The sequence below is a fragment of the Pseudoalteromonas sp. AWM4_233 genome, from assembly GCF_056158285.1.
The window spans coordinates 1-656 of record NZ_JBSWSZ010000057.1 but is presented as its reverse complement, the minus strand read 5'-3'; the positions used below and the strand labels follow the sequence as shown (position 1 = coordinate 656).

General features: G+C 48.9%; 1 protein-coding gene. It reads left to right on the top strand.

Annotated features, from left to right (window positions below; translation table 11 throughout):
• Positions 1-78: 78 nt before the first annotated feature.
• Complete coding sequence (locus ACXAC4_RS19785) at positions 79-639, top strand: hypothetical protein (RefSeq protein WP_475164909.1); 561 nt, start codon at positions 79-81, stop codon at positions 637-639.
• The last annotated feature ends 17 nt before the right edge of the window (positions 640-656 follow it).

The window sequence follows — 656 nt, the reverse complement described above, 5'->3', positions numbered from 1 at the left end:
AAGGTTAACGACGGTTAGATTCACCTCTTACACAGCACCTAAAGTAAACCCTATGATAAGTGGGATCATAGTGCATCCATGACCTTGGGCTCGCAGTATTACAGTGCCAGTACTGAAGTGCTACACCTAGGAGTAAAAGGCTCTGACTTTTTAGAAGAAGTCAGTTGGCATGTAGGGCTAAGCAAAAGCTTGGGCGACAGCACCCTAGTTGGTGGTTTTGCCGATGTAAAAATGCAACAAGGTAATACCGAGTGGCAGGCAAAGGCGTTTTCATTTGAACTAGATACCGCAGCGCAAAGTCGTGGGGCAGAACTCGCTGTAATTGCACCGCATACGCTGCAACAAACAGGGCTTAGTGCGCAGGTTAGCCATAGCTATCGCCAAAATATGCTGTCATTGACTGGCCATGCTGCCGTACATGCGAGTGAACTAGACACAGGCTTAGGAAACCAAGACGAACGCTGGTTGCGTCTTGGGTTGGAACAAAGCTGGCAATATGACAAACAGGCATTTGCGATTGGCCAGCAAATTAAAGCCCAGTGGCTAGACGGCAAATCAGGCGAGACAGACTGGCAGGGCTATAACCTTGCTGCGACGATATTCGGCAGGTGCTGTGTAAGAGGTGAATCTAACCGGTGACGCTAACGAAGATGGTG